3 protein-coding genes and 1 pseudogene are annotated in these 4,142 nt (G+C 66.6%); all 4 read right to left on the bottom strand.

From position 1 onward, the window contains the following. Nucleotides 1-981, bottom strand: a pseudogene (locus BN9444_RS14650) (hypothetical protein); the annotation flags it as partial. A gap of 1,790 nt (nt 982-2,771) precedes the next feature. Further along, nucleotides 2,772-3,431 (bottom strand): recombination mediator RecR, encoded by a 660-nt coding sequence (gene recR, locus BN9444_RS02895; RefSeq protein WP_066513107.1) that lies wholly within the window; start codon nt 3,429-3,431, stop codon nt 2,772-2,774. 62 nt (nt 3,432-3,493) lie between these two features. Beyond that, nucleotides 3,494-3,871, bottom strand: a complete 378-nt coding sequence (locus BN9444_RS02900) for a YbaB/EbfC family nucleoid-associated protein (protein WP_066486030.1) — start codon at nt 3,869-3,871, stop codon at nt 3,494-3,496. Between the two features lie 47 nt (nt 3,872-3,918). Next, a partial coding sequence (locus BN9444_RS14655; RefSeq protein WP_199872837.1) for a hypothetical protein occupies nt 3,919-4,142 on the bottom strand: 224 nt, incomplete at its 5' end.

Below are 4,142 nucleotides of genomic sequence, written 5' to 3' on the forward strand. Positions count from 1 at the left end.
CTGCGTTGCAGCCGGTCGTTGCGGCATGCGCTGCGGCTGCTGTGGGGCAGGCCGAGCAGGCTGCGTGTTCTGTGCAGGCTGGGAAGTCTGGGCCGGTTGAGCTGGCTGGGCCTGCTGCTGCGCCGGGGCGGCGTTCTGCGGCGCCGACTGCTGCAGCTGCTGCATGTCGGGACGCGGAGGCGCCTGGCCGGCCTCGGGGTCTGGCGGCAGGAACTCCGGCGGTGCGAAGTCTTCCTCCGGGCCCGGGTCCGGCGGCAGCGGCACGCCGTCGCTAAACGACGGCGTGTGCTTGTTCCACTCCTCGTAGGCCTGGCGCTTGGACTCCGCGGCCTGCGCGATGCGACTGCGCCAATCGGGCTTGTCGTCCTGCGGCTGTTGCTGCGACGCGGGCGCTGATGACGGCAGTGGCTGCTGAGGATGTGCCTCGGCGGCCTCCTCACGGCGCAGGTGCGGCGTCGGGTCGGGACGCGGCGGCAGGTGATGGTGCGTCTCCTGCTGGGCAGGCTGTGCTTCCTCGCCGATCGGTCGCGGCGAGCCCCAGCCCTCACGGGCGGTCGGCTGCGGGGATGACTCAGCCGACTCCTGGGGCGCAGACTCCTGGGCCGGCTCAGCCGACTCAGCTTCCTCGCCGATGGGGCGTGGGGCGCCCCAGCCCGATGCCGACGTCGGCGCGGGGGTGGAGGGGGCATCGGAAGGCTGGGGCTCGTTAGGACTCTCTGCCTCCTTGTCGTCCGTCTCACGGGCGGGCTGATTGGGGTTCCACGCCTGGCGCGGCTGCGCGAGCGGCGGGAGGCCGGCGGCCTCGGGCGAGGTGCCGACGATGCACTCGACCTTCAGCGTCGTGCCCGTCTTCTCCGCGAGGACGGCGGCGATGTCTTTGTTCTTCGCCTCATCGTTGATGCGGTGCGCAAGCGCCCCGGTCGTGTGGCCAAGGATGAGCGTGTCATCGCGCAGGCCGAGGACACGCGCCTCGGTGAGCATGATCTCGGCGACCTTGTTGCGCTGGCCAATCGCGGCACGCAGCTCGGCCCACGAGGCGCGAATCTGCTCGAGAAGCTCGGGGCCCGGGGCGGTCTGCTGCTGCGGAGTCTCGGCCGCGGGCTGGGTCTGCTCGGGCTGCTCCGGCTGCGGCGCGGCAAGCTGAGCTGGCTGAGNACTGCGACGGCAGCCGAGCCGACGGACGCCCCCACGACGTCCCCTGCCGAATCCACGACCACCGCCGCCCAGACCTCGGCCGTCACGCCGACCGCCAGTGCTGCGCCGGCCACCGCGACGGCAACCACGACTGCCACGACCACCTCGGCCACCGCGACGGCAACCACGACTACGACGANCACCAACACGCCCGGCACCGCACCGGCCGCCGTCAACCCGACCGTGGCCAACCAGGGCGCCCGCCCCGACACGAACTCCGGCATCTCGCTGGACGAACTGCGCCGCCTCACGCGCGACGACAACCTCATCCTCGCCCAGGACGCCCCGTCCACCACCGCGGCAGCCAGCCCGACCACCACAACGACTGCGGCCTCCGCCCCCACGACCGCGTCCCCGCTGCCCAGCACCATCGCTGTGGCCCCCACCGACAAGGCTCTCGCTGCCCCCACGCCCACCTCCACCGCGCAGATCGAAGACACCACGATCGACTCCGGCGACGTCATCATCAGCGACGACAACGGCGAGTGGGCTTTCGACGTCGTCACGCCCGCGACAACCACGATGACGACCACCGCCTCGGCCCCCGCGACGGCAACCACGACTGCGACGGNCACCAGGTGGTCGGCCTGCAACAAGTTAAACGGCCGGTGACACTCCGGATCCTGACACACATGCTGCACCGCCGCGGCCAACTCCTTCTGCGTCGCACTGAAATACCGCTGCAGCCGGTACTGCTTCACCGGCTCATTACGGGCGTTGACAAACGTCGCCAACCCAATACCCTCCAACAACTCGGCCATGATCTCCTCACCCGTACGCCACGTCCCATCCAACGCCCGGACCTTAATGTCTTCCGTATTGCCCTGAATCAGCTGCGCCATCACAGGCAACGGCACGATAATGTGCAGCATCTTCCGCGGCGCCGCCAGGCCCATCTTCCCCCTCGCGTGCTGCTTCAAACCCTCATACACCGCCTCCAGGCCGCCGTCATCCACGCCCGGCAGAGAGTTAATGAAATCCATCAACCACCCCTCGTCCGAGCGCACGATCAACCGGTTACGCCCGTCCTTGCCAAACGCCACCGACGCCTCGTTGACCGGCTTCGGCTTTGTAATATGCTTGGCCGCGACTTTCTCCAGCTCGCCTTCGAGCGTGCCACACAAAATCACCCGCAGGTCATTCGGCGTATCGGATTTCTGAGCCAAGTTCTCGATCTTCTCCAGCACCCGCAGCCCGTGGTTGCGCGCACGCGCGGCCGCCCGCGCCTCGTCGATACGCGCATGGCCCGACTCCCAGTACACCTTGGCCAACCGCAGGAACAGCGACGCATCAATGTTGTTGATGCCCGCGTCCCACAGCTGCGTGCGCGTCATCCCGCGCACGGACTTAAGAGAGTCGACGTTGTGGCGCTTGTAGTCGTCGATGAGAGAAGTTGTCATGCCTCACACGCTACGAAGCCTTGTCAACCCCGCGCAATGGCAAGCCCCAGCAAGGCGCCACAATCTGTGGATAACCATAACGACAAAACTAGTTATCCACAGGCTGCGCGGCGGGATCCTGGCACCCCACCCAGGAATCCGGTACTCTGTCGCGCGCACGCGGACAGGCCCCCAAAACTAACGCACAGCCAGACGCCCCGACAGCGCACGCGACAACGTCAACTCATCCACAAACTCCAAGTCCCCGCCCAACGGCATACCCGACGCTAGTCGCGTGATCTTCAAATCCGGGAAGTCCCGCAGCAACCGCACGAGGTAGGACGCCGTCGCCTCGCCCTCCGTATTGGGATCGGTGGCGAGGATGACCTCCTTGATGTCGGGGGCGGCATCGTAAAGCGGGTGCTCCGGCGTGGAATCCGCGAGCTCGCGGTCCTCGAGCACCCCGCCAATTCGCTGGAGCAGCTGCGCGATGTTCAAGTTCTTCGGCCCGATATTCGCCAGCGGGTCAAGCGCCCCGCCCAGCACGTGATAACGCCCGTTGTACTCACCCGTGCGCTCGATGACCTGGATGTCCTTGGGTTCCTCCACCACGCAAATCGTCGACGCGTCACGCTGCGAGTTGATACAAATCCGGCACACGTCCTCGCGCGAGATATTGCAGCAAATACGGCAGAACGTCACACCGTCGCGCACCGCCCCCAGCGCGTCCTGCAAACGCGTGATGTCCTCCGGTTCCATGTGCAGCACGTGGAACGCGATACGCTGCGCCGACTTCGGCCCCACTCCCGGCAGACGCGAAAACTCATCGATGAGGTCCTGCAGCGGTCCTTCGAACACGCAAACTCCTTATATAAAACGCACAAAAGCCGCGGCAGAACCGCGGCTTTCAGGGGCCAAGTTTACTGCTGGCCGAAGACGTCACCGAAGTTCGGACCGTCATAGTTCTGCTGCGACTGGCCCATGCCCTGCGACAGCGGGCCAATCTTCTCCTGTGCCAGCCTACCGGCTGCCGCGTGTGCTTCCTTGTAAGCACCGATGATGAGGTCCTTGAGCGTGTCGACGTCCTCTGGGTCCACGATGGACTTGTCAATCTGCAGGTCGACGAGCTCCGCGCCGCCAGTCATGGTGATGGAGACGAGGCCGTTGCCGGCGGTACCGGTGACGTTGGTGGCCAGGATCTCCTCCTGCGCCTTCGCCAGCTCGGCCTGCACGCGGGACGCCTGGTTAATGAGTTCCTGCATGTCGAAGCCCTGCTGCTGCGGATCCGGGGTGGTCATCGTAGTGCCTTTCGTAGGGTGAATTTTACTTCGAACCAGTGTACCCGTCAGGCCCGCCGCGCGCCGAGCTCTTGCTCGAGCAACTCGACGGCGACTTCCATCGCGGTGCGGTGGTCATGCTGGCCCGCGGTACGGGCTTCTTCGGCCATCATGCGTTCTTCCTCGTCGCGGTCCACCGGCGCCCCAGGCGCTGCCTCGCTTGCCGATGCCCCCACGCCTCCAGTCGCCTGAGCCCTCGCCGCCGCCATGCGCGCCTGCGCCGCGCTCGCCG

This window comes from Corynebacterium phoceense (assembly GCF_900092335.1).
Lineage (GTDB): Bacteria > Actinomycetota > Actinomycetes > Mycobacteriales > Mycobacteriaceae > Corynebacterium > Corynebacterium phoceense.

Bases quoted from the DNA above. Each gene is read 5' to 3' on its own strand.
- BN9444_RS02900 (WP_066486030.1), bottom strand. From the start codon at position 3,871: ATGACCACCCCGGATCCGCAGCAGCAGGGCTTCGACATGCAGGAACTC.